The 21,666-nt window shown below is 73.4% G+C and carries 21 protein-coding genes and 1 pseudogene; 10 read left to right on the plus strand and 12 right to left on the minus strand.

Annotated features, from left to right (window positions below; all coding sequences use genetic code 11):
* Positions 1 to 209 precede the first annotated feature (209 nt).
* Both AC07FV_RS27585 and AC07FV_RS27590 read left to right on the plus strand, forming a co-directional pair.
* Positions 210 to 1,067, plus strand: coding sequence for a helix-turn-helix domain-containing protein (locus tag AC07FV_RS27585; protein ID WP_383644705.1), 858 nt, complete (start codon positions 210 to 212; stop codon positions 1,065 to 1,067).
* Between the two features lie 242 nt (positions 1,068 to 1,309).
* Positions 1,310 to 1,501 (plus strand): DUF397 domain-containing protein, encoded by a 192-nt coding sequence (locus AC07FV_RS27590; protein WP_479090019.1) that lies wholly within the window; start codon positions 1,310 to 1,312, stop codon positions 1,499 to 1,501.
* 107 nt (positions 1,502 to 1,608) lie between these two features.
* On the opposite strand, the pseudogene AC07FV_RS27595 reads toward AC07FV_RS27590, so the two are convergent.
* The 3 genes and pseudogenes from AC07FV_RS27595 to AC07FV_RS27605 all read right to left on the minus strand — a co-directional run.
* Positions 1,609 to 1,742 (minus strand): annotated as a pseudogene (locus tag AC07FV_RS27595) (GyrI-like domain-containing protein); the annotation flags it as partial.
* Between the two features lie 56 nt (positions 1,743 to 1,798).
* Entirely contained in the window at positions 1,799 to 2,320 is a 522-nt protein-coding gene (locus tag AC07FV_RS27600; protein ID WP_432881799.1) for a glutathione peroxidase, read from the minus strand.
* 9 nt (positions 2,321 to 2,329) lie between these two features.
* Positions 2,330 to 3,436, minus strand: coding sequence for an ArsR/SmtB family transcription factor (locus tag AC07FV_RS27605; protein ID WP_479090021.1), 1,107 nt, complete (start codon positions 3,434 to 3,436; stop codon positions 2,330 to 2,332).
* 122 nt (positions 3,437 to 3,558) lie between these two features.
* On the opposite strand from AC07FV_RS27605, the gene AC07FV_RS27610 reads away from it, so the two are divergent.
* Positions 3,559 to 4,776 (plus strand): MFS transporter, encoded by a 1,218-nt coding sequence (locus AC07FV_RS27610; protein ID WP_479090023.1) that lies wholly within the window; start codon positions 3,559 to 3,561, stop codon positions 4,774 to 4,776.
* 22 nt (positions 4,777 to 4,798) lie between these two features.
* On the opposite strand, the gene AC07FV_RS27615 is transcribed toward AC07FV_RS27610, so the two are convergent.
* Positions 4,799 to 5,524 (minus strand): DUF5701 family protein, encoded by a 726-nt coding sequence (locus tag AC07FV_RS27615; protein WP_479090069.1) that lies wholly within the window; start codon positions 5,522 to 5,524, stop codon positions 4,799 to 4,801.
* An 86-nt stretch (positions 5,525 to 5,610) separates the two neighbouring features.
* Entirely contained in the window at positions 5,611 to 6,507 is an 897-nt protein-coding gene (locus tag AC07FV_RS27620) for a Vgb family protein (protein WP_479090025.1), read from the minus strand.
* Positions 6,508 to 6,574: 67 nt separating this feature from the next.
* Here AC07FV_RS27620 and AC07FV_RS27625 point away from each other — a divergent pair, with 67 nt between their 5' ends.
* From AC07FV_RS27625 to AC07FV_RS27635, 3 genes are all read left to right on the plus strand, one after another.
* Complete coding sequence (locus AC07FV_RS27625; protein ID WP_479090027.1) at positions 6,575 to 7,219, plus strand: TetR/AcrR family transcriptional regulator; 645 nt, start codon at positions 6,575 to 6,577, stop codon at positions 7,217 to 7,219.
* Positions 7,220 to 7,388: 169 nt separating this feature from the next.
* Positions 7,389 to 8,918, plus strand: coding sequence for an MFS transporter (locus AC07FV_RS27630; protein WP_479090071.1), 1,530 nt, complete (start codon positions 7,389 to 7,391; stop codon positions 8,916 to 8,918).
* A gap of 112 nt (positions 8,919 to 9,030) precedes the next feature.
* Positions 9,031 to 9,390: a hypothetical protein gene (locus AC07FV_RS27635; RefSeq protein WP_383644719.1), complete on the plus strand. Its 360-nt coding sequence runs from the start codon at positions 9,031 to 9,033 to the stop codon at positions 9,388 to 9,390.
* Between the two features lie 83 nt (positions 9,391 to 9,473).
* On the opposite strand, the gene AC07FV_RS27640 is transcribed toward AC07FV_RS27635, so the two are convergent.
* The 4 genes from AC07FV_RS27640 to AC07FV_RS27655 form a co-directional block, all read right to left on the minus strand.
* Positions 9,474 to 9,737 carry a LapA family protein gene (locus AC07FV_RS27640; RefSeq protein WP_479090029.1) on the minus strand — a complete coding sequence of 88 codons (264 nt, stop codon included), beginning with the start codon at positions 9,735 to 9,737 and terminating at the stop codon, positions 9,474 to 9,476.
* Positions 9,738 to 9,752: 15 nt separating this feature from the next.
* On the minus strand, positions 9,753 to 10,196 hold the full coding sequence (locus AC07FV_RS27645) for a DUF7144 family membrane protein (protein ID WP_479090031.1): 444 nt from the start codon (positions 10,194 to 10,196) through the stop codon (positions 9,753 to 9,755).
* A 35-nt stretch (positions 10,197 to 10,231) separates the two neighbouring features.
* Positions 10,232 to 10,696: an SHOCT domain-containing protein gene (locus AC07FV_RS27650; RefSeq protein ID WP_479090033.1), complete on the minus strand. Its 465-nt coding sequence runs from the start codon at positions 10,694 to 10,696 to the stop codon at positions 10,232 to 10,234.
* A 117-nt stretch (positions 10,697 to 10,813) separates the two neighbouring features.
* Positions 10,814 to 11,464 carry an HdeD family acid-resistance protein gene (locus tag AC07FV_RS27655; protein ID WP_479090035.1) on the minus strand — a complete coding sequence of 217 codons (651 nt, stop codon included), beginning with the start codon at positions 11,462 to 11,464 and terminating at the stop codon, positions 10,814 to 10,816.
* A gap of 212 nt (positions 11,465 to 11,676) precedes the next feature.
* Here AC07FV_RS27655 and AC07FV_RS27660 point away from each other — a divergent pair, with 212 nt between their 5' ends.
* Positions 11,677 to 13,128: a DUF2252 domain-containing protein gene (locus AC07FV_RS27660; RefSeq protein ID WP_479090036.1), complete on the plus strand. Its 1,452-nt coding sequence runs from the start codon at positions 11,677 to 11,679 to the stop codon at positions 13,126 to 13,128.
* Positions 13,129 to 13,264: 136 nt separating this feature from the next.
* Here AC07FV_RS27660 and AC07FV_RS27665 read toward each other — a convergent pair whose 3' ends face one another.
* The 3 genes from AC07FV_RS27665 to AC07FV_RS27675 all read right to left on the minus strand — a co-directional run bounded on the left by AC07FV_RS27665 (position 13,265) and on the right by AC07FV_RS27675 (position 16,889).
* A complete protein-coding gene (locus tag AC07FV_RS27665) occupies positions 13,265 to 13,462 on the minus strand; it encodes a hypothetical protein (protein ID WP_479090038.1) in 198 nt (65 codons plus the stop codon).
* A 184-nt stretch (positions 13,463 to 13,646) separates the two neighbouring features.
* On the minus strand, positions 13,647 to 14,180 hold the full coding sequence (locus tag AC07FV_RS27670) for a hypothetical protein (RefSeq protein ID WP_479090040.1): 534 nt from the start codon (positions 14,178 to 14,180) through the stop codon (positions 13,647 to 13,649).
* Positions 14,181 to 14,201: 21 nt separating this feature from the next.
* Positions 14,202 to 16,889, minus strand: coding sequence for a winged helix-turn-helix domain-containing protein (locus AC07FV_RS27675; RefSeq protein WP_479090041.1), 2,688 nt, complete (start codon positions 16,887 to 16,889; stop codon positions 14,202 to 14,204).
* Between the two features lie 777 nt (positions 16,890 to 17,666).
* On the opposite strand from AC07FV_RS27675, the gene kdpF reads away from it, so the two are divergent.
* The 3 genes from kdpF to kdpB all read left to right on the plus strand — a co-directional run bounded on the left by kdpF (position 17,667) and on the right by kdpB (position 21,665).
* Positions 17,667 to 17,756, plus strand: a complete 90-nt coding sequence (kdpF, locus tag AC07FV_RS27680) for a K(+)-transporting ATPase subunit F (RefSeq protein WP_037922167.1) — start codon at positions 17,667 to 17,669, stop codon at positions 17,754 to 17,756.
* A gap of 7 nt (positions 17,757 to 17,763) precedes the next feature.
* Positions 17,764 to 19,428 (plus strand): potassium-transporting ATPase subunit KdpA, encoded by a 1,665-nt coding sequence (gene kdpA, locus AC07FV_RS27685; protein WP_479090042.1) that lies wholly within the window; start codon positions 17,764 to 17,766, stop codon positions 19,426 to 19,428.
* Between the two features lie 137 nt (positions 19,429 to 19,565).
* The gene (kdpB, locus tag AC07FV_RS27690; RefSeq protein ID WP_479090044.1) at positions 19,566 to 21,665 is read left to right on the plus strand and encodes a potassium-transporting ATPase subunit KdpB; all 2,100 of its coding nucleotides are present in this window, start codon (positions 19,566 to 19,568) and stop codon (positions 21,663 to 21,665) included.
* The last annotated feature ends 1 nt before the right edge of the window (position 21,666 follow it).

Here is a 21,666-nt window from a genome sequence, read left to right on the forward strand (position 1 = left end):
CGGGACAGCCGAACGTCCGGCACGACCGGACACCGGCACCGTCCCGCCGCCCCGCGCGCGGCCATGTGTAAGGGTGGCGCCCCGAACTGGCGTGTACGCGGCGCATATCGACCGTTTCCCAGCGGTAGAAAGCACCTTGGTGGCAGTCTGCTCAGCAGCAGATACGCAAAGTGGCACACATGAGTCACGCAGCCGGAGGTGCACGTCCCGTGGCGTCCAATGTCAATCCCACCGTCAGGCGGCGCCGGCTCGGCCAGGAGCTGCGTCGGCTGCGCGAAGTCAAGGGCATGACGGCCGAGGAGGTGGCGGAGCGGCTGCTGGTCTCGCAGTCGAAGATCAGCCGCCTGGAGAACGGCCGGCGCAGCATCAGCCAGCGGGACGTCCGCGACCTGTGCGGGGTCTACGAGGTCGAGGACCAGCGGATCGTCGACTCGCTGATGCAGATGGCCAAGGACTCCCGGCAGCAGGGCTGGTGGCACGCCTTCGGGGACATCCCGTACAGCGTCTACATCGGCCTGGAGACCGACGCGGAATCGCTGCGCACCTACGAACCCCAGATCATCACCGGCCTGTTGCAGACCCGCCCCTACGCGGAGGCGCTCATCCAGGGCGCCTTGCCCGAGACCTCCGTCGCCGACATCGAGAAACGGGTCCAGGTCCGCATACGGCGACAGGAGCGCATCTCCGCCGACAGCAACCCGCTGCGCCTGTGGGTGGTCCTCGACGAGGCCTGCCTGCGCCGGACGGTGGGCGGCAGGCAGGTGATGCGGGAGCAGTTGGAGCACGTCGCCGAGATGTCGCAGCTCCCGCACATCACCGTGCAGGTGCTGCCCTTCGACGTCGGCGCGCACCCCGGCATCAACGGGCAGTACTCCATCCTGGAGTTCACCGACACCGCGGACTCCAGCGTCGTGTACATCGAGGGCGTGACCAGCGACCTGTACCTGGAGAAGGCGCAGGACGTGCAGAAGTACACGGTGATGTACGAGCACCTGCGGGCGCAGGCCCTGAACGTGGAGCAGTCCCGGCAGCTCATCGAGGACGTGGCCAAGGAGTACGCGCGTTGAGGCCGGCGGGGCCGACGAGGCTTCCCGGCTGGTGAGGGCGGGATGCTACACCCCGGTCGGGGTGCACTGGAAGACTCACCTGGAATATGCCATCCGGTCGGGTGAATGGCGGCTCCGGGGGGAGAGGTCAGCGAGTAGCGTCGATCACGCCAAAGATCAAGCGTCATTGGCGTGAACCGCGCAGCGGCCCCACGGGTCCGGGGCGCGGCGACACCACTCAGCGACTCGCCATCGGAGCAGACATGGCAATTCTTCAGGGCGCCCAGGAATCGTGGATCAAGTCCTCCTACTCCGGAGGAAACGGCGCGTGCGTCGAGGTGAAGTCACCGGTCGCGGCGGCGCTCGCCGTCCGCGACTCCAAGGTCCTCGAGGGCCCGGTCCTGGCTTTCCCCGCCGACGCGTGGAACGCCTTCGTGACCTCGGTCAAGGAGTAACGGCTTCCACGCGCCGTCCGCCGGCACCGCCGACGGAGCCCTCTCGACCAGTTCGCCGACCTTGCCGAGAGGGCTCTGCTCAGTTCCGGACCCGGGGCCGGCTCACCTCACGGGGACGCCACGTCGCACACCGGGTCCTCGGGACCCGCCGCCTCCCGGTTTCGGTGAAGTACACCTCCCTGCACGGCCCCGCCACCGTCAGCCCCCGAGCGGCGATCCACTCCTCCACCGCCTCGAAGGCCCGGCGACGACGAGGCTCGGGCCTGGCCCGAGGGCAAGGTCGACCGACGCGTCCGCTCAGCCCGCCAGCCGCTCCTCCACGGCCTTCACGACCTCGGCCGACTCCGGCTCGGTCTGCGGCGAGAACCGGGCGGCGACCTTGCCGTCCCGGCCGATCAGGAACTTCTCGAAGTTCCAGCGGATGTCCCCGCTGTGCCCCTCGGCGTCGGCGAAGCCGGTCAGCCGGTCGTACAGCGGATGCCGGCCCTCGCCGTTGACCTCCACCTTCTCGGTCATCGGGAAGGTCACGCCGTACGTCGCCGAACAGAACTCGGCGATCTCGCCGGCGGTGCCCGGCTCCTGGCCCATGAACTGGTTGCACGGCACGCCGAGGACCGTGAGGCCCTGCTCCGCGTACCGCTCGTGCAGCCGCTCCAGGCCGGCGTACTGCGGGGTCAGTCCGCACTTGGAGGCCACGTTGACCACCAGCACGACCCGGCCCGCGTACCGGGAGAGGTCGGCGGAGCCGCCCTGGAGGGAGCCGATCTCGACGTCGAGGGGGAGGCTGTCGTTGTTGCGCGCGTTCTCTGCGGTCGTCATGAGCGGATGCTAGCCCCGCGCCACGTCACCCCCGCCGCCACCCGCCCGCGCCACGTCCTGCCCGCCGCCACCCGCCCGCGCCACGTCCTGCCCGACACCACCCGCTCCGCCGCCACCCACCCCGCCGCCACCCACCCCGCCGCCACCCGCTCCGCCGGAGCCCGCCTCGACGAGGACCTCCCCGGCCGCCGAGCGCGAGTACAGCACCGACCGGCCCGCGCGCCGCCGCTCCACCAGCCCGGCGTCCAGCAGCACCCGCAGGTGCCGCCCCACCGAACCGAGGCCCTGCCCCGTCACGCCGACGAGGTGGCTGGTGCTCATGGGGGAGCCGAGCAGCACCAGCACCCCCGCGCGCGCCGGCCCGAGCAGTGCGCCCAGGGCGGCGGGCACGGTCCGGGCGCCCTCGTCCGCGAGCGCGCCGGCACAGGGGTAGACCACCGCGTACCGCTCGGTCCCCTCCCACGACACCCAGCCGTGCCGTTGCACGGTGATCGGCACGAGGACCAGCTCGGCGCCGGCGAGCGCCCGCGGCGGATACGGGTGTGCGTTGACCTGGAGGCGGCTGTCGCCGAGCCAGCGCGTGCCGGGCCGCAGCGCGTCCAGCACCGCCGCCCAGCCGCCCCGGCTCACCTGTGCCGTCCGCGCGGCCACGTCCGCCTCCAGCACCCGGCGGCGGCGCTCCCAGTCCGGCCGTACGGTCTCGGCCCACACGTACTCCAGCAGTGCGGCGGCCCGCTCGGGCAGGTCCTCGCGGTCCAGGGCGGAGGGGAGCGGACCGGCGAGGGACAGGCGCAGATCCGCGCGGGCCTCGTCGCCGCGGACCGCGCGGACGCGCCCGACCCCCTCCTCGAAGGACTCGCCCTCGCGCGGGGCGGGCGTGAGGAAGTCGGCGATCCACCGCCGCCCGAGCCCGGACCGGACGAGCAGCGCGGTCACTGGGTCGTCCGCCAGCCGGCGCCGGTAGCCGGGCAGGTGGGTGTCGAGCCAGGCCTGCTCGCCCGGGTGCGCGGCCGCCCCGGCGTGCAGCAGCTTCAGGGCGGCGAAGGCCTCGGCGAGCGGCGAGAGCACGAACCGGCTGCGGGCGAGCGTGTCGGCGCTGATCCGCCACCAGCCCATGCGACCCGCACCCCCCGTCCGGTGTCCCGGCCTCTCCTCCCCGGCGCCGGGGCGCTCCGGCGAGGTTTCGCCGGCTCGCGAAACTCTAACGGCCGGGTCCCGCACCGGCCCAGACTCCCCGCATGCCCGACACGACGCGCCGCCAGAGCTACGCGGACCTGTTCCGCACCCCGGAGTTCGCTCCCCTCTTCCTCTCCTCCTCGGCCAACATCGCCGCCCAGACGCTGAGCGGACTGGCGCTCGGCATCCTGGTGTTCCGGGCGACGGACTCGCCGCTGCTGTCCGCGCTGAGCATGTTCGGCCCCGCCCTCGCCCAGGTGCTCGGCGCCACGCTCTTCCTCTCCGGAGCGGACCGGCTGGCGCCGCGTACGACGCTGGCCGGGCTCTCGCTCGCCTTCGCCGCCGCCACCGCCGCTCTCGCCCTGCCCGGGCTGCCGGTCTGGGCGATGCTCGTCATCGTCCTCGCCGAGGGGCTGATCGCCTCGCTGGGCGGCGGGGTCCGCTGGGGGCTGCTCACCGAGATCCTGTCCAAGGACGGCTACCTGGCCGGGCGTTCGCTCTTCAACATGACGAGCGGCCTCATGCAGATCGGCGGCTACGCGACCGGCGGTCTCCTGGTGGCCGTACTGTCGCCGCGCCTGTGCCTGCTGCTCGCCGCCGGCCTGTACGGCACGGCGGCCGGCCTCGCCCTGCGGCTGACCAGGCGGCCACCGCGCGCCACCGGCCGCCCCTCCGTACGGGCGACCTGGCGGGCCAACTCCCTGCTCTGGTCGTCCCGTCCGCGCCGCCACCTCTACCTGGCCCTGTGGATCCCCAACGGCCTCGTCGTCGGCTGCGAGTCCCTGTTCGTCTCCTACGACCCCCGCGCCGCGGGCACGCTCTTCGCCTGCGCGGCGTTCGGCATGCTGGCCGGGGACGTGACGGTGGGGCGGCTGCTGCCCGCCCGGGTGCGCCCGCGTCTGGGCGTACCGCTGCTGGTGCTGCTGGCCGCTCCCTACCTCGTCCTCTTCCTGCATCCGCCGCTGCCGCTGACCGCCGTGCTGGTCGCGCTGGCCTCGGTCGGCTTCGGCGCGAGCCTGGTCCAGCAGGAGCGGCTGGTCGCCCTCACCCCCGAGGACCTCTCCGGGCACGCCCTCGGCCTGCACTCCGCCGGGATGCTCACCTGCCAGGGGCTCGCCGCGCTGCTGGCCGGCACGGTGGCGCAGTTCAGCTCCCCGGCGACGGCGATGTCCGTGACGGCGGCCGGCTCGCTCGCGGTGACGCTGGTGCTGACGGTGCGGAGCCGCCGGGGGGCGGCCGACGGGGGGCTGCTGCCGGTCCGCGTGGCGCGGACCGGCTGAGACCCCGTGGCCGGGGCCGCGGTCAGGCCCGGGATGCCCCGCGGGAGCCGGCGGACGCCATGCCGAGCCAGGTGTGCGGATTGCCCGCCCAGCACCAGCCGAGCTTCGGCGCCCTCTTGCTGATCCAGATCGCCGGGACACGACGGTCGCCGGACCGCGAACCGCCCAGCGAGAAGCACTTGTTCTTGACCAGGAGCTGCGGGGTGTGCGTCATCAGCGCGATGCCCTCCTCGATGGTGAGCAGGCTGCGGCCCCGCCCGGCGATGGCGGCCATGGCGTCGTTGGGCACGACCCCGCAGAACTCCTCCCCGCGCTCGACGTCGAACAGCAGGTGGACCCCGTTCCCGCCGGGCGGCCGGGCCTCCTCGGTGGCGACGAACCGTTCCAGGGAGCCCGGTTCGAAGGTGCGGTCGACGAAGCCGGGCAGCCGGCCCCCGTGGAGCACGGTCAGCGGCATGGTCCGCTCGATCGCGGCGAGTTCGCGGGTGACGACCAGGACGAAGGGCACGCGGCCGGTGGCGGCGGGGTCGTACTCCCCGCCGTCGCCGTCGCCGTCGCCGTCGCCGGCACCGACACGGGCCACGGCCTCGGCGCGCAGCGGGGCCACCAGTTCGGCGAACTGCTCCGGGGTGCGGCCGGAGAGCGCCGGATAGCCGAGCGCGACGAGCGTACGGACCTGCCGGTCGAACTCGGCGGCGGCGTCGAGGGAGGGGGCGGAGGCGGCGGGGGCGTGCGTCCGGTTGGTCAAGCGGGTTCCTTCCGTGGCGGGCTGGGAGTACGGGGCGTGCGGGGCGTCCCGCGGGAGCGGGTGCGGGACGCCGGCGTCGGGAGCGGTCATGCGGGGACCTCGATCCGGGCGAGGGCGCCGGTCTCCAGCGCGCACCACAGCGCGCCGTCGTGCACGGCGATACCGTGCGGTTCGCTGTCGGGGCGGGACAGCGCGTACGAGGTGATGGCCCCGTCGACGGTGATCCGGCCGACCCGGCCGCTGCCCCACTCGGTGAACCACAGCGCACCGTCGGGCCCGGCCGTGACCGCGTGCGGCCGGGCCGCCGGGTCGGGCAGCGGGTACTCGGTGATCTCGCCGTCCACCGTGATCCGGCCGATCCGTCCGGCCCCGATCTCGGTGAACCACAGTGCGCCGTCGGGCCCCGCGGCCATGCCCACCGGCGCGGCGCCCCCGGTCGGCAGGGGGTGGGCCGTGCCGCGGCCGTCGACGGTGAGCCGTCCCACGGCGTTCTGCTGGTTGAGGGTGCACCACAGGGCTCCGTCGGGGCCGGCCGCGAGGGCGGACGGGAAGGCGCCGGGCGCCGGGTGCTCGGTGACGTCACCGTCCGTCGTGACGCGGCCGACGCGGTCCACCGAGGAGAGCGTGAACCACATCGCCCCGTCCGGCCCGGCGACGATCCCGAACGGTCCGCCGTCGGGCGTCGACGGCGCGAAGGAGGAGTAGGTGCCGTCGAGGGCGATCCGCCCGATGCGGTGCGCCCGGTACTCGGTGAACCACATCGCCCCGTCCGGCCCGGGCGCGATGACGGTCGGCCCGGCCCCCACCGGGTGGACGGTGACGCTGCCGTCCCGCGGGTCACGGCGGGCGACGGCGTCCTGGTGGACGAGGGTGAACCAGAGGGCGCCGTCCGATCCTTCGGCGAGCGCGTAGGGGCCGGCGTCGGGGCCGCTGACGGTGAACTCCTGTACGGGCTCGGTGCCCGGCTCGATAAATTCGTTCATCGGTAGTAACTTTACCCACGGCGAAGCTAGCCGTCAACATAAAATTACGACAGAGGTAAAAATTCCCATGGACCCGAACGGCGCCGCACCCCTGGGCCTGCGCGAGACCAAGAAGCGCGAGACGCGACAGCTCATCTCCGACCGGGCGACCGGGCTCTTCATCGAGCAGGGCTTCGAGCGCACGACGATCGCCGAGATCGCCGACGCCGCCCGCGTCGCCAAGAAGACGGTGACCAACTACTTCCCGCGCAAGGAGGACCTGGCCCTCGACCACCAGGAGGAGTTCGTCGCCGCCCTGGCCGGCACGGTGGACGCGCGCGAGCCGGGGGAGGCCCCCCTGTCGGCGCTGCGCCGCGCCTTCCTGGCGGCGGTGGCGGCCCAGGACCCCGTCGCGGGGTTCGCCGGACCCGCCTTCACCCGCATGATCGCCGACAGCCCCACCCTCACCTCCTGCCTCCGCGGCCTCCACGACCGGCGGGAGGACGCCCTCGCCGAGGCACTGGCCAGGGCCACGGCCGCCTCGCCCGAGGACATCACCCCCCGCACCGCCGCGGCCCTGCTGGGCGGGGTCCACCGCGTCCTGTTCACCCGCATCCAGGAACTGACGCTGGCCGGCCGCACCAACCCGGAGATCGCCGGGCTGCTCGGCGAGGAGGCCCCGCGCGCCTTCGACCTGCTGGCGCCGGCCCTGGCGGAGTACGGGCGCGGCTGAGCCTGCGTACCGCGCCCGGCGGGGCGTCCGTACGGCGGGCCTCCTCCTTCGGCATGCGCCGTCACCTGGCCGGACCCACACTGGCCGGGTGAGCAGAACGCACCCGCGGCGGGACGCGAAGACGCCCGGAACCGGTCACACCGCCTCCCAGTCGCTTGCCCTCGCCGCCATGATGTTCGCGGTGGCGATGACCTTCATCGACCAGACGATCGTCTCGATCGCGGCCCCCGACATCGTCGCCGAACTCGGCCTCTCCAGCTCCGGCATGCAGTGGGTGATCAACGCCTACCTGCTCTCCCTGGCGGCGTTCTTCGCCCTCGGCGGGCGCCTGGCCGACCTGTGGGGGCCGCGCCGCGTGGTCGTGGCGGGCACCCTGATCTTCGTCGTCTCCTCGGTCCTGTGCGGCTGCGCACCCGCCGGGGACGCCGCGCTGACCTGGCTCATCGTCTTCCGGACCACGCAGGGCCTGGGCGCCGCGCTGCTCTTCCCGGCCGCGCTCGCCGTGGTCGTGGCGGTCTTCCCCGTCGAGCGCCGGGGCCGCGCCCTGGCCCTCTTCTTCGGCCTCACCGGCGCCCTCACCGCCGTGGGCCCGCTGCTCGGCGGCTGGCTGACGGCGTGGACCTGGCGGTCCGTCTTCTGGGTCAACGTCCCCGTGGCGGTCATCGCCCTGGTCCTCACCGCGCTCGCCCGCATCGCCGACCACCGCCGCGACGAGTCGCTGGACGTCAAGGGCGCCCTGCTGATCGTCGCCGGCATGGGCCTGAGCGTGCTCGGCTTCCAGCAGGCCTCGTCCTGGGGCTGGGACTCCGCGGCGACCTGGGCCTGCATCGCCGCGGGCCTCGCCCTCCTCCACGTCTTCTGCCGCCACGAACTCCGCGTCACCCGCCACCCCCTGGTCAACCTCGCGGTCTTCCGGGACCGCGCCTTCACCGTGGACGCGCTGGTGCTCTTCTTCGCGATGCTGGCGTTCGTCCCCGTGTTCTTCTTCGCCTCGGTCTACGCCCAGGTCTCCCTCAGCGCCTCGCCCAACCAGGCGGCCCTGTACCTGCTGTACTTCTTCGTCGGGTTCGCCCTCGCCTCCCAGTGGGGCGGCCGCATCCTGGACAAGCGGGGCGCCGGGCCGGCACTGAGGACGGGCTGCGTGCTCGGCGCCGTCGGCTTCGCGCTCTGGGCCGGCAAGCTCACCGACCTGTCGATGCACGACCAGTGGCCCTACGTCGCGCTCGCCGGCGCGGGCATCGGCCTCATCCTGGCCCCGGCCTCCACGGACGCGGTCAACCGCGCCCTGCACGCCTCCTACGGCGAGGTCACCGGCATCACCCAGACCGTCCGCAACTACGCGGCGAGCGTGGGCCTCGCCGTGTTCGGCACGATCCTGACCCACACCATGACCGACCGGGTCACTCAGACGCTCCGCTCGCGCGGGGTGCCCCCGGACGCCGAACACGCCGCCGCCCGCGACGTGACGGAGGCGATCACCGGCACCGCGGACACCCGCGCCCCCACGGGGGACGGCGCCCTGGCCACGACGGTGCGCGAGGCGATGCCCGACATCCGCAGGGACTTCGCCGAGGCCAACCAGTGGGTCTTCTACGGCATGGCCCTCGCCCTCGCCGTCGGCTACTTCTGCGCCCTGCGCCACCCCGGCGGACGGGCGGCGGAGCCGACGGCGCGGGCCTCCGGCGACGACCGCGCCTGACGGGGCGCGAGGGCGCGGGCGGTCGTGCGGAGCGCCGTCGCGCACGCCCCTCCCGTCCGGTGGCACCACCGGCCGGGCCGCCCGGCCGGGCCGGGGCATAGAATCCGTCGTCATGCCGAAGCCTGACGAGCTGATCGTTGACATCGCTGCCCTTGTGGAGTCCGGGCAGAGCAACCAGATGTCCCTGACCGTGGTCACCGGTGGTGCTGTCATCACCGGTCGCCTTGCTCCCGAAGCCGTGTGGAGGCAGCGGGTGTCCGAGGTGCTGGCGGACTCCGCCCGCCTCGGTGACTTCGCCGCCGTCTTCGACACCCCCGCGAAGAAGGACGGACCCCCCACGCACCTCCACTTCCACGTCGCCCGCATCCTCCAGGGCACGGTGGGGATCCCGGAGACGGGCGGGATGTACCGCATCGCCATCGAGGACGTCAGTGCCTGGACCGTGGGCGACTTCAGCTACTCCAACCGCTGACCCACCCCGCCGGAAGCGGCACCGCACGCCAGCCCTGCCGGCACACGCCGGCAGGGCTGACCTGTGTCCTCACCCCCGAGGCGTCACCCCCTTTTCCGCAGGTTCCGGTTCGACCGTCGCCGGACGGTGAAGACGCAGGCGAGGACGCCGAGGGCCCAGGCGATCAGCAGGGCACCCCACAGCGGCATCGTCACCATGGGGATCAGGAGGCGGATCTCGACGCTCGAACGGTTCTCGAAGATGAAGACCAGAGCGATCGCGGTGATCAGCACGAACGGCACCAGGCGACGGACGGCGGGGCGGGAGAGGAACGGCCCCCGCGCCGTGTCCTTGTCTGCCCGAGTCATGAGGGTCCCTCCCCGTCACGGCCGACGTTCACCGGACAGGTCGTACAGGTTGCCGCCGCGCTCCACCACGCACAGGGCCCAGATGATGAAGCCCGAGACGGTGATCATGACGACGGACCACACCGGGTAGTACGGCAGGGAGAGGAAGTTGGCGATGATCACCAGCGCGGCTATGGCGACGCCGGTGACCCGCGCCCACACCGCCGTCTTGAGCAGCCCGGCGCTGACGACCATGGCGAGGGCGCCCAGGACGAGGTGGATCCAGCCCCAGCTGGTGAGGTCGAACGCGAAGACGTAGTCGGGCGTGGTGACGAACACGTCGTCCTCGGCGATGGCCATGATGCCCCGGAAGAGGGTGAGCAGCCCGGCGAGGAAGAGCATCACGGCGGCGAAGGCGGTCAGGCCGGTCGCCCATCCCTGGCTCGCGGTGTGGGCCGGGCGGGTGTGTGTCGCGGTCATCTCGGACCTCGTTTCCGTTTCCTGGTAGGGGCCGATCAGCGGGCGGCGGCGCCGGTACCCGCCGTCTCCTTGCGTTCCGCCGGGCCGTGACCGGACAGGACCAGCTCCTTCGCCCTGCGGAACTCCTCGTCCGTGATGGCACCCCGGTCACGGATCTCGGAGAGCCGGGCCAGCTCGTCCACGCTGCTGGACCCGCCGGCCGCGGTCTTCCTGATGTAGGCGTCGAACTCCTCCTGCTGCGCACGGGCCCGCGTCGTCTCCCGGTGCCCCATGTTCCGGCCGCGGGCGATGACGTAGACGAACACGCCCAGGAAGGGCAGGAGGATGCAGAACACCAGCCAGCCGGCCTTCGCCCAGCCGCTCAGCCCGTCGTCCCGGAAGATGTCGGCGATGACGCGGAAGAGCAGGACGAACCACATGATCCACAGGAAGATCATCAGCATCGTCCAGAAGGCCCCCAGCAGCGGATAGTCGTACGCCAGGTAGGTCGGTGCGCTCATGTCCGTCCTCCGTCCCGGGCGTGGCCCGGCCGTCGTTCCGTGGTGGCTTCAGGGTCCTCACGGGCTCACCGCTCGGCATCACCCGCCACGGGTGATCGGGCGGCCGCGGCGGCCGGGTCAGGTGCCGGCCGGCGATGTGCCCCGGCCCCCCGGACGCACCCCGCGCAGCGCGGAGCGCCACCCCAGGGCGGCCACCGCCTCGGCCAGGCCCAGCAGGACCAGCCACAGGCCGAGCAGCCGGGTCAGGGCCCGGGCCGACTCGGTGGGCAGCGCGAGCACCACGATCCCGGCGACGACGGCGAGTACCGCCATCCCCATGACGAGGCCGCGGTGCGGCAGGTTCTCGGCGACGAGGGCGGCGTAGAGGGTGAGGAGGCCGGACACCAGCCAGACCAGGCCGACGATCAGCGAGAGCGCGGCGACGGTCTGGAGCGGGTTGCGCAGACACAGCACCCCGGCCAGGACGTACAGCAGGGCCAGCAGGAGCCCCGGCAGCCTTTCGTGTCCCTCGCGCGCGAAGACGGCCACGAACCGGAACACACCGGTCAGCAGCAGGTACAGGCCGACGAGGACGGCCAGGACGTGCAGGGTGGCCTCCGGCCAGACCAGCACCAGGACACCGGGGACCAGCGTGGCGACGGCCGCGCCCATGAGCCACGTCCAGGAACGGCCGATTCGGGCGAGGACCCGCGCCGGGTCGTCCGGCGCCGCGGTGCCGGGCCCGCCTCCCCGCCCGGTGGGTCCCGCCGCGTCGCGGGGCACGGTCATGGCGCCTCCTCGTGGTCCGGCCGGGCGCCGCCGGACCGCCCGACGGGGACGGCCGGTGAGTGCCGGAGGACGGATACGTGTCCGTTCCAGGGTCGGCTGCGGAACCGGGGGCCGGGTCACCCGGCGCGGGTGATCCCCCCGCGCCGCCCGGGCGGTGAGGTGGATGCGGAACGATCCGCCCACCGGGCCCCGACGAGACGCAGGGACGCGAGATGAGCGAACCGACAGCGCAGGACGGGGGCCGCACCTTCCCGGTGCCCGGGCTCCTCACCGCCTCCCCGTCGCCGGGCGAGCGGGCCGCGTACGGCAGGACGGCCCGGGCCCGCGCGCCGCGTTCGTCCCACGGCCGGTACGCGGCGGGGCGGCGGCGTGGTGATCCGGTCGACCTCCTCGAGCGCCAGTCCGCGGAGCGCGTCCCGGACCTGGTGCCGATCCGCTACGCCCGCATGCTGGAGTCGCCGTTCCGCTTCTACCGCGGCGCGGCGGCGATCATGGCGGCGGACCTGGCACGCCTGCCCGACAGCGGCCTCCGGGCGCAACTGTGCGGGGACGCCCACCCGCTGAACTTCCGGCTCCTCGCCTCACCGGAGCGCCGGCTGGTCTTCGACATCAACGACTTCGACGAGACCCTGGCCGGTCCCTTCGAATGGGACGTCAAACGGCTGGCGACCGGCTTCGTGATCGCGGCCCGCGCGAACGGCTTCGCACCGAAGGAGCAGAACCGCCTCGTACGGGCCTGTGTGCGGGCCTACCGGGAGCGCATGCGGGAGTTCGCCGGGATGCCGACCCTGGACATCTGGTACGCCCAGGACGACGCCGACCACGTACGGCAACTGCTGGCGGCACAGGCCCGGGGGGAAGCGGAGCACCGGCTCAGGGACGCGGCCGCCAGAGCCCGTACGCGGACGCACACGAAGGCGTTCGCGAAACTCACCCGGGTCACGGCCGAGGGCCGTCGCATCACCCCCGACCCGCCGCTGATCACCCCCCTCGGCGATCTGACGGCCACGGCCGGCCTGTCCGCGGCGGCCCTGGAAGAGGAACTGCGGTCCGTCGTGGACGGCTACGTACGGAGCCTGCCCCCCGAGCGCCGGCACCTGCTGCGCCACTACCGCCTCGTGGACATGGCCCGCAAGGTCGTCGGCGTCGGAAGCGTCGGCACCCGCTGCTGGGTGCTGCTCCTGCTCGGCAGGGACGACGACGATCCGCTGCTGCTCCAGGCCAAGGAAGCGGCGGAATCGGTGCTGGCCCCCCACACGGGCGGCGAACGCCACGACAACCAGGGCCGCAGGGTCGTGACCGGCCAGCGCCTGATCCAGACCACCAGCGACATCCTCCTCGGCTGGACGCACGTCACCGGCCTCGACGGGAAGAGCCGGGACTTCTACGTGCGCCAGCTGTGGGACTGGAAGGGCATCGCGCGGCCGGAGACCATGGGCCCCGACCTGCTCGCCCTCTTCGCCCGGCTCTGCGGTGCCTGCCTGGCCCGGGCCCACGCCCGCTCCGGCGACCCCATCGCGCTCGCCGCCTACCTGGGCGGCGGCGACCGCTTCGACCGGGCGCTCACCGAGTTCGCCCAGTCGTACGCGGACCAGAACGAACGCGACCATGAAGCCCTGAGAACGGCCTGCCGCTCCGGCCGGATCACGGCCGCCGGGGTGTGAGGCCGGTCCGGTGGGTCGCGGGGGTGTGAGGCCGGTTCGGTGGGTCGCGGGGGTGTGAGACCGGTCCGGCGGGTCGCGGGGTGTGAGACCGGTCCGGCGACGACGCGCGGGCCGCGTACCGTCGCGGCGGCGAGCCTCACTCCGGAAGCTGCCGCATCTCCAGCACGCGCAGGCCCAGGGACTGGCAGCGGGTGAGCAGCCCGTACAGGTGGGCCTCGTCGATCACCGTGCCGAACAGGACGGTCTGGCCGGACATCACGACGTGCTCCAGCTCCGGGAACGCGTGGGCCAGCGTCTCCGACAGATGTCCCTCGACTCGGATCTCGTAGCGCACGAGCGGTCCTCCCACCGGACGGGCTCGGGACGCCGCCCGGGGCTCCGGGGCGGGCGGTGCTCCTCCCGACGATGGTGCGCCGCACCGCCCTCGGGCGCCCTCACCCGGTACAGGTGACTCCGGTGCCACGGTGAGGTGAGCGCGGACGGGCGTACGGGCGTATCTGCGTCAGTGCGTCAGTGCGTCAGTGCGTCAGCGCGATCTTGACGACGACGATCACCAGGCCGAGCAGCACGTTGACCGTCGCGGTCGCCGCCACCAGCCGTCGTGAGGCTCCCGCACGGCGTGCCGCGGCGACGGACCAGCCCACCTGTCCGGCGACGGCGACGGACAGCGCCAGCCACAGGGCTCCCTGGACGTCCAGCCCCAGCAGGGGACTGACGGCGATGGCCGCGGCCGGCGGTACGGCCGCCTTGACGACGGGCCACTCGGCCCGGCACACGTGCAGGATCACCCGACGGTCCGGTGGACGCCGGGCGAGGCGCGCTCCGAACAACTCGGCGTGGACGTGGGCGATCCAGAACACCAGGCTGGTGAGCAGCAGCAACAGGACCAGCTCCGCACGGGGGAAGGAGCCCAGGGAGCCGGCACCGACGACGACGGAGGCCGCGAGCATGGAGCCGTAGACGCCGCCGGTGTAGTCCGCGTGGGCCCGGTGCTCGGTCCGGCGCTCCCGTCGGTCCGTCACCCGCTCGGCCCTGCTCGTACCCCTGGACATCACGCGTCCTCCCCGCCCCCGTCACAGCTGTCCCAGTTCGCGCGCGCGGTGGACCGCGTCGCTGCGCCGGTTCACCGCCAGCTTGCGGTAGGCGCTCTTGAGGTGGGTCTTGACCGTGTTGACCGACACGTACAGGTCGGCGGCGATCTCCTCCGTGGTCATCAGGCGCGCCAGCCGCCGCAGGACGTCACGCTCGCGCGCGCTCAGCTCCACCGGCACCAGGGGCGCCCGGGGCGCCCGCTCGGGTACGGGTCGCGCCGGCCCGGCGTGCCCCCGTGGCCGGCCGGGCAGGAGCCAGTCCTCGGCGAGTGCACGCAGCGGGGCCGTGGCCAGCAGCGGTTCGATCCAGTCTCCGGCCCGGAGGAAGGGCCGCCGCAGCCGCTCGCGCCGGGCGTCGAGCAGGGCACGCGCGACGAGTCCGCGGGCGGTGGCGTTGTCTCCCGCCTCCTGGGCCACCCGGGCCCGGGCCAGCGCCGCCCCCACGCTCACCGCGGGTCCGGTGCGTCCCTCGGCCCGTACGGCACCGAGCAGTTCGGCCGCCGCCCGCGGGCGCCCCGCGGCGACCTGGATCGCCGCCGCCTCCACGGCACACACCGGTTGGCCGCCGGAGACACCGTCGAGCAGCCGCACGGCCTCGTCCGGCCGCCCGTCGGCGAGGCGGGCGGCGGAGCGGACGACCGCCGCGTGGCTCTCCGCCCAGGGAGAGGTCACGGCCGCGGACACGGCCGGCTCCGCCGCCTCGGCGGCGGCGCGCGGGTCACCGGCGTCGAGGAGCAGCCGGGAGACGGCCAGGGCCCGCCCCGCCGTCGGCACCGGGTCGTGCTCCCGCGCCGGGAGCCGGGCCGTCTCGTCGAGCAGCGCCCGGGCCCGGTCCAGTTCCTGCCGGTCCACGGCCACCGCGGCCAGGACCAGCCGGCCGAGGCCCGCGCCGGGAGGCCGGGGCAGACCCGCCCGCTCCGCCTCGGACACGGCGGCCAGCGCCCTGCGCTCGGCCCGGCCGAGCCACCCGCCCAGGTAGTCGATCAGCGCCAGGTGCCCCATCGCCTCCGCGCGGGGCAGGACGGTGGCGGACCCGCCCCGGGCCCCGGTCACCCGGGTCAGCACGGCCCGCGCGTCGTCGAAGCGCCCCTCCCACAGACGGGCCGAACCCACGTGGGTCCTCAGCAGGTCGGTCAGTTCCGGGTGCTCGTCCAGCAGGTGCTCCGGCAGGTCCCGGCGCAGCTCCTCGGCCGCCGCGGCGGCCCGCTCGGCCCGCGGAGGGCATCCGGTGAGCCGGGCGGCGAGCGCCTCCAGGAGCGTGCAGCTCAGCCGGGCCGCCGCCACGCCGGAGGAGTCCTCGGCGTCGGACAGCCGGTCCCGGGCCCGCCGCAGCCGGTCCAGACCGTGGTCGAGGTCCCGACGGGCCAGTGCCCCGGCCGCCCGCACGAGGTCGCTCGCCGGGCTGCCGGCCTCGGGCCCCATCCCGGCGAAGAGCTGGGCCAGGGCGTCCGCGCGCAGGCCCGTGAAGAGCTGGCCGATCGCGAGGTTGTCGACGAGCGCGCCGGCGGCCAGGTCGTAGTCGCCGCCCGCGGCGCCGTGGGCGAGCGTCTCCGGCAGGAAGCCGGATACGCGCAGCCAGCGCGCGGCCCGCAGGTGCAGCTCCGGTTCCACCCCGGGCAGGCGTTCGCGCAGGTGGGCCCGGAGAATCTCCCGGAAGAGCGGGTGCAGCCGGTACCAGGAGTGCCCCAGCCGCTCGATGAACGCGTTCTCCCGGTGCAGCCCGGCCAGGAGGGGGCCGGCATCGGCGCGCAGTGTGAGGGCGTCGGCCAGCTCCGGGCAGAACCGGTCCAGGACGCTGACCCGCAGCAGCAGGTCCTGCTCCTCCTCCGTCCTGCCCTCCAGGACCTCCGCCAGCAGGAAGTCCGCGACCGTGCTGTGGTCCGCCTCGAAGTCCTTCAGGTACTGCTCGGGGTCGGCGCTCTCCCGGGCCGCCAGGGCGGACAGCCGCAGCCCGGCGGCCCAGCCCCGGGTGCGGTCCACCAGGGCGGACGCGGCGTGCTCGGGAAGGTGCAGTCCGTGCAGGCGCAGCAGCGCGCCGGCCTCTTCCGGTGTGAAGGACAGCTCGGCACCGCGGATCTCGGTCAGCTCGTCGGCGGCCCGGTAGCGGTGCAGCGGGAGCAGTGGCTCGGTCCGGGTCACCAGGACGAGGCGCAACCCCTGTCCGGCGTGGTGCAGGACGAACTCCAGCTGCTCGGCGACCTCGGCGGCGGCCGTCCGGTCGTACTCGTCCAGCACGAGGACCACGGGACGCTCGCGGGCGTCCAGCTCGGCGGCGAGCGAGGACAGCAGCCCGCGCCCCACGCCGCCCGGGTCCGCGGGCGCCCCGGTGGCACCGGCCGGCCGTGCCCCGCTCACGCGCAGGGACTCGAAGACGTAGGCCCAGAAGACCCCGGGCCGGTGGTCCCCGGCCTCGACGGTCAGCCAGGCGACCGGCAGGCGGAGCCCCGCGGCCCAGTCGGCCGTCAGGAGGGTCTTCCCGGCGCCGGCCGCACCGTTGACCACCGTCAGCGGGGTGCGCAGGGCCCGGTCCAGATGCGCGACCAGCCGCTGCCGCCGCAGGAAGGTGGCGGGCCGCGCGGGAAGGGCGAACCGTGTGCGCAGGTACGGGTCGCCCTGCGGGTCGGTGCCCGTACCGGTGGCCTCCCGGGCCGTGCCGTCGGCGTAGGCCACGGCCCTCACCCCCGGGGTCCCGCACCGGCGGGCCCGGGGGACGGGCCCGAGCGGATGTGCCGGGTCGGCTCCGGCGGCGGGCGGTCGGCCCCGGGCGGGTGACTGGACGGGTGACCGGTCGGGTGACCGGTCGGGTGACCGGTCGGGTGACCGGTCGGGTGACCGGGCGAATGACCGGGCGAATGACCGGGCGGGTCATCGGTCGGGTCATCGGTCGGCGAGTGCTCCGGCCGGAGCAGCGTCCGGCAGGGAAGGAGGGGGGTACCCGAGAAGGCGGTCCAGTGGCACATCGCGACGCCCCTTCCGGCGGCGGCGAAGGCGCCGCCGCGGTGGCCGACCGCGGGACCGCCCCGTGGCGCAGGCGTGTGGCGGACGTCGTCCCGCGGCTGGTACCAGTATCGCTTCCGGCAGCCGTCCGGGCATGCCGACGCAGGACGCCCACGGACCGCCGCCCTGCGGCCGCCGCTGCCTCGCTGCCGCCGTCCGTCGGGCCGCCGTCCGTCGGGCCGCTGCCCATGCGGCCCCGCCTCCTCCGGCCGCCGCCTCCTCCGGCCGCCGCCCGGCGGGCCCGCCGTAAGAGAGGCGTCAAAGCCGTTCACGCCACCGTAAGGAAGCCATCAACGGCGAACGAATCCGGCCGGAAGGGGGCTTCCCTCTTCTTGTCAGACTCCCGTTCGCACCTCACTAGGAGCTCGCGATGGCCGACGTGGCCTTCGTCGTCACCATGATCGCGGTGTTCGCGCTCGTGGCCCTCGTCGCCAAGGGGGTGACGAAGCTGTGACCGCCGAGAACATCGTCGGCCTGATCGTGGCCGTCGCCCTGCTCGGGTACCTCGTCCTCGCCCTGATCCACCCGGAGAGGTTCTGAGCACCCCATGAGCCCCGTCCTCGCCGGCCTGCTCCAGACGCTCGCCCTCGTGGCAGCGCTGGCGCTCGCCTGCATCCCCCTCGGCGACCACCTGGCCAGGGTCTACTCCTCCGGCACGCACTGGCGTGTGGAGAAGTGGATCTACAAGGGCATCGGTGCCGACCCGGACACCGAGATGCGCTGGCCCGCCTACCTGCGCGGCGTCCTCGCCTTCTCCCTCGCCGGAGTCCTCCTCCTCTACCTGCTCCAGCGGCTCCAGGGCGTCCTGCCCGGCTCCCTGGGCTTCGCCGCCATCGACCCGGACCAGGCGTTCAACACCGCCGCGTCCTTCGTGGCCAACACCAACTGGCAGTCGTACTACGGCGAACAGGCCATGGGCCACGTCGTGCAGACCGCCGGCCTGGCCGTGCAGAACTTCGTCTCCGCGGCGGTCGGCATCGCCGTCGCCGTCGCCCTGGTGCGCGGGTTCGTTCGGTCCCGCACCGGCGAGCTGGGCAACTTCTGGGCCGACCTGGTGCGCGGCGTCGTGCGTGTCCTGGTGCCGCTGGCCGTCGCGGGCGCGGTGGTCCTGGTGGCCTGCGGAGTGATCCAGAACTTCGCCGGCATCCACGAGGTCGGCCAGTTCACCGGCGGCCCGCAGCAGTGGAACGGCGGTGCGGTCGCCTCGCAGGAGGTCATCAAGGAGCTGGGCACCAACGGCGGCGGCTACTTCAACGCCAACAGCGCCCACCCCTTCGAGAACCCCACCCCCTTCACCAACCTCTTCGAGATCTTCCTGATCCTGCTCATCCCGGTCGCCCTGACCCGCACCTTCGGCGTCATGGTCGGCTCGGTGCGCCAGGGCTGGGCGATCCTCGGCACCATGGCCGCCATCTGGGCCGGCTTCGTCGCCCTGATGATGTGGACGGAGTTCGCCCACCACGGCCCGGCCCTCCAGGCGGCGGGCGGCGCGATGGAGGGCAAGGAGCTGCGCTTCGGCATCGGCGGCTCGTCGCTCTTCGCGGTGTCCACCACCCTCACCTCGACCGGCGCGGTGGACTCCTTCCACTCCTCCTTCACCGGTCTCGGCGGCGGCATCACGATGCTCGGCATGATGCTGGGCGAGATCGCGCCCGGCGGAGTCGGCTCCGGGCTCTACGGCATGCTGATCATGGCGGTCATCGCGGTGTTCATCGCGGGGCTCATGGTCGGACGGACCCCGGAGTACCTCGGCAAGAAGATCGGCAGCCGGGAGATCAAGTTCGCGGCCCTCTACATCCTCGTCACCCCCGCGCTGGTCCTGACCTTCACCGCCGCGGCGATGGCCCTGCCCACCCCCGGCGACTCGATGACCAACAGCGGGGCGCACGGCTTCTCCGAGATCCTCTACGCCTACACCTCGGCCTCGAACAACAACGGTTCGGCCTTCGCCGGTCTGAACGCGGACACCCAGTGGTTCAACACCACCCTGGGCCTGGCCATGCTGCTCGGCCGTTTCCTGCCGATGGTGTTCGTCCTGGCGCTGGCCGGCTCGCTCGCCGGACAGCGTCCCGTCCCGGCCACCGCGGGCACCCTGCGCACCGAGAAGCCGCTGTTCACCGGTCTGCTCGCGGGCGCCGTCCTGATCATCACCGGTCTGACCTACTTCCCGGCACTCGCCCTGGGCCCGCTGGCCGAAGGGCTGGCGTCATGACCACGGACGCGCAGAAGCACCCCCACACGCAAAAGCACCCTCACACGCAGACGCACCCCCACACGCAGAAGCACCCCCACACGCAGACGCACACACATACGCAGAAGCACACCCAAACGCAGAAGCACGAGGACGCCATGTCCACAGCCACCCCGACCCGGGCGCCGCACGGCGACGCGCCCACCGGTCACCAGGCCGGGGAGGGCCGCGTCGGAGCGGGCCTCTTCGACCCGAAGCAGCTGCTCACGTCGCTGCCCGACGCCTTCCGCAAGCTCGACCCGCGGGTGATGGTGAAGTCGCCCGTCATGTTCGTGGTCCTCGTCGGCTCGGTCCTGACCACCGTCTTCTCCTTCCAGGACCCAGGCGACTGGTTCGGCTGGACCATCAGCGCCTGGCTCTGGCTGACCGTGCTCTTCGCCAACCTCGCGGAGGCGGTCGCCGAGGGCCGCGGCAAGGCCCAGGCCGACACCCTGCGCAAGGCCAAGACCGACACGGTCGCCCGCCGCCTCGTCGGTGACCGCGAGGAGCGGGTCCCGGGTACCGATCTGCGCGTCGGCGACCGGGTGGTCTGCGAGGCCGGGGACGTCATCCCGGGCGACGGCGACGTCGTGGAAGGCGTCGCCTCCGTCGACGAGTCGGCGATCACCGGCGAGTCGGCACCCGTGATCCGCGAGTCGGGCGGGGACCGGTCCGCCGTGACCGGAGGCACGAAGGTGCTCTCCGACCGGATCGTCGTCAAGATCACGACGAAGCCGGGGGAGACCTTCATCGACCGCATGATCAACCTGGTCGAGGGCGCGGCCCGGCAGAAGACGCCCAACGAGATCGCGCTGAACATCCTGCTCGCCTCGCTGACCGTCGTCTTCCTGCTGGTCTGCGCCACCCTCCCGTCCTTCGCCGCCCACGCGGGCTCCGACCTGACGATGGTCGTGCTCGTGGCGCTGCTGGTCTGCCTCATCCCGACCACGATCGGCGCCCTGCTCTCCGCGATCGGCATCGCCGGCATGGACCGCCTGGTCCAGCGCAACGTGCTGGCCATGTCCGGCCGCGCCGTCGAGGCCGCCGGTGACGTCTCCACCCTGCTGCTCGACAAGACCGGCACCATCACCCTCGGCAACCGGCGGGCCGCCGAGTTCGTGCCGGTGCGCGGCACCACCGGGCCCGAGGTCGCGGACGCCGCCCAGCTCTCCTCCCTGGCCGACGAGACGCCCGAGGGCCGCTCCGTCGTCGTCCTCGCCAAGGAGACGTACGGCCTGCGCGAACGTCACCGGGGCGAACTCACCGGTGCCGCGTGGATCCCGTTCACCGCGCAGACCCGCATGTCCGGCGTGGACGTCGACGGGCGCAGGGTTCGCAAGGGCGCCGCCGGCTCCGTCGTCGCCTGGGTCCGCGAGCGCGGCGGCACGGTCGCCGAGGACGCGGAGGCGGTCGTCGAGCGCATCTCCGCGGCAGGCGGCACACCGCTGCTCGTCGCCGTCGAGGACGGACGCGGCGCCCGCGTCCTGGGGGTCGTCCACCTCAAGGACGTCGTCAAGCAGGGCATGCGCGAGCGGTTCGAGGAACTGCGGCGCATGGGCATCAAGACCGTCATGATCACGGGCGACAACCCGCTGACGGCCAAGGCCATCGCCGACGAGGCCGGTGTCGACGACTTCCTCGCGGAGGCCACGCCCGAGGACAAGATGGCCCTCATCAAGCGGGAGCAGGCCGGCGGCAAGCTCGTCGCGATGACCGGCGACGGCACCAACGACGCCCCCGCGCTAGCGCAGGCCGACGTCGGCGTGGCGATGAACACCGGCACGTCGGCCGCCAAGGAGGCCGGCAACATGGTCGACCTCGACTCCGACCCGACCAAGCTCATCGAGATCGTCGAGATCGGCAAGCAGCTCCTGATCACCCGCGGCGCGCTCACCACGTTCTCCATCGCCAACGACGTCGCCAAGTACTTCGCGATCATCCCGGCCCTGTTCGCCGCGGTCCACCCCGGCCTGGACAAGCTCAACATCATGGGTCTGTCCTCGCCCGACTCCGCGATCCTGTCCGCGGTGATCTTCAACGCCCTGGTCATCGTCGCGCTGGTCCCGCTCGCCCTCAAGGGGGTGCGCTACCGGCCGGTCAGCGCCGACCGCCTGCTCCGCCGCAACCTCGCCGTCTACGGCCTGGGCGGCCTGATCGCGCCGTTCATCGGCATAAAACTCATCGACCTGCTCGTCTCGCTCATCCCCGGAATCGGTTGAC

This window comes from Streptomyces sp. NPDC045956 (genome assembly GCF_056430705.1).

Bases quoted from the DNA above. Each gene is read 5' to 3' on its own strand.
- AC07FV_RS27655 (WP_479090035.1), bottom strand. From the start codon at position 11,464: ATGACCGTGCCCCGCGACGCGGCGGGACCCACCGGGCGGGGAGGCGGG.
- AC07FV_RS27610 (WP_479090023.1), top strand. From the start codon at position 3,559: ATGCCCGACACGACGCGCCGCCAGAGCTACGCGGACCTGTTCCGCACC.
- kdpA (WP_479090042.1), top strand. From the start codon at position 17,764: ATGAGCCCCGTCCTCGCCGGCCTGCTCCAGACGCTCGCCCTCGTGGCA.
- AC07FV_RS27640 (WP_479090029.1), bottom strand. From the start codon at position 9,737: ATGACTCGGGCAGACAAGGACACGGCGCGGGGGCCGTTCCTCTCCCGC.
- AC07FV_RS27635 (WP_383644719.1), top strand. From the start codon at position 9,031: ATGCCGAAGCCTGACGAGCTGATCGTTGACATCGCTGCCCTTGTGGAG.
- kdpB (WP_479090044.1), top strand. From the start codon at position 19,566: ATGTCCACAGCCACCCCGACCCGGGCGCCGCACGGCGACGCGCCCACC.
- AC07FV_RS27650 (WP_479090033.1), bottom strand. From the start codon at position 10,696: ATGAGCGCACCGACCTACCTGGCGTACGACTATCCGCTGCTGGGGGCC.
- AC07FV_RS27630 (WP_479090071.1), top strand. From the start codon at position 7,389: ATGATGTTCGCGGTGGCGATGACCTTCATCGACCAGACGATCGTCTCG.
- AC07FV_RS27605 (WP_479090021.1), bottom strand. From the start codon at position 3,436: ATGGGCTGGTGGCGGATCAGCGCCGACACGCTCGCCCGCAGCCGGTTC.
- AC07FV_RS27670 (WP_479090040.1), bottom strand. From the start codon at position 14,180: ATGTCCAGGGGTACGAGCAGGGCCGAGCGGGTGACGGACCGACGGGAG.
- AC07FV_RS27660 (WP_479090036.1), top strand. From the start codon at position 11,677: ATGAGCGAACCGACAGCGCAGGACGGGGGCCGCACCTTCCCGGTGCCC.
- AC07FV_RS27645 (WP_479090031.1), bottom strand. From the start codon at position 10,196: ATGACCGCGACACACACCCGCCCGGCCCACACCGCGAGCCAGGGATGG.
- AC07FV_RS27590 (WP_479090019.1), top strand. From the start codon at position 1,310: ATGGCAATTCTTCAGGGCGCCCAGGAATCGTGGATCAAGTCCTCCTAC.
- AC07FV_RS27600 (WP_432881799.1), bottom strand. From the start codon at position 2,320: ATGACGACCGCAGAGAACGCGCGCAACAACGACAGCCTCCCCCTCGAC.
- AC07FV_RS27620 (WP_479090025.1), bottom strand. From the start codon at position 6,507: ATGAACGAATTTATCGAGCCGGGCACCGAGCCCGTACAGGAGTTCACC.
- AC07FV_RS27625 (WP_479090027.1), top strand. From the start codon at position 6,575: ATGGACCCGAACGGCGCCGCACCCCTGGGCCTGCGCGAGACCAAGAAG.